We start from the raw sequence: 491 nt of genomic DNA, 5'->3' as shown, positions 1-491 counted from the left end.
ATTAGGCTACATTTTGTGAATGGTGACTTGGAGGAGCCGTGTGCGTAAATAGCGCAAGCACGGTTCTGTGAGGGGGGAGTAACACAATCTACCGCAAGGTAGAGAGGTTCTCTTCTACTCGACTAGTCAAGTAGAGCAACGTCTATATAGACTTTGCTCTTTTTGTATTTAAAAGTACTTCTGATAATACTCTTTCCTTAACCTTCCACTTAACTGAGCATAGATCTTGCTGGTTTCACTCTTCTCATGCCCCATAAGACTTTGTATGACTTCAATAGGAGCTCCATTATTCATCAAATGAGTTGCGTAACTGTGTCTCAATTGATGTGGATGAATCTCTTTATTAATTTCCGCACGATTGGAAATCCGCTTGATGATGTATCGCATTTGGGCGACACTCATTTTATGTGGTTGCCTTGCTGTTACAAAGATGGCTGAATAATGGTCATTACGGCTTTCCATATAGCGTTTAAGCCATATGTCACAACGTG

General features: G+C 41.1%; 1 protein-coding gene. It reads right to left on the bottom strand.

Annotated elements, in window-relative coordinates:
• Positions 1 to 168 precede the first annotated feature (168 nt).
• Positions 169 to 491, bottom strand: a 323-nt coding sequence (locus FG384_RS19620; protein WP_142644357.1) for a tyrosine-type recombinase/integrase, incomplete at its 5' end; no start/stop codon positions are given.

The organism is Psychrobacillus vulpis (assembly GCF_006861825.1).
GTDB lineage: Bacteria > Bacillota > Bacilli > Bacillales_A > Planococcaceae > Psychrobacillus > Psychrobacillus vulpis.
Note: the sequence above shows the minus strand (reverse complement) of the source record. Positions and strands in the feature narration are given on the sequence as shown.